Origin of the sequence: Streptomyces hilarionis (genome assembly GCF_024539675.1) — a bacterium.
Taxonomy (GTDB): domain Bacteria; phylum Actinomycetota; class Actinomycetes; order Streptomycetales; family Streptomycetaceae; genus Streptomyces; species Streptomyces hilarionis.
This window is the reverse complement of sequence record NZ_JAHHIT010000744.1, coordinates 1-267: the sequence shown is the minus strand read 5'-3', so window position 1 is coordinate 267 and position 267 is coordinate 1. Positions and strand designations below refer to the sequence as shown.

Here is a 267-nt window from a genome sequence, read left to right as displayed (position 1 = left end):
GTATTTGGACTTCACCCTTTTTCATGATTGCGTAGTCGATTTTTTCACCTTTCTTCGTCCCGACGTCACAGACAAATTCTGGCGTTACTTCCTGTGGATCAAATACGTCGTAGCCCAATACGGTGTTGATGAAAGGCATCACAAAAGCATTTTTTGTCGCTTCTTCTGTTTGAATGGCAGGGCCTTGTAACCGTACTTTCGCTGCCAAACTGGTTAGCTTTTCAAAGAAATCCATGATGAGCCTCTTACCTATTCAGATCCGTGTTT

General features: G+C 43.1%; 1 protein-coding gene. It reads right to left on the bottom strand.

Annotated elements, in window-relative coordinates; genetic code table 11:
• Positions 1-235: hypothetical protein (locus KMS84_RS44615; protein WP_498066987.1), on the bottom strand; the 235-nt coding region annotated here is incomplete at its 3' end.
• Positions 236-267: the final 32 nt, after the last annotated feature.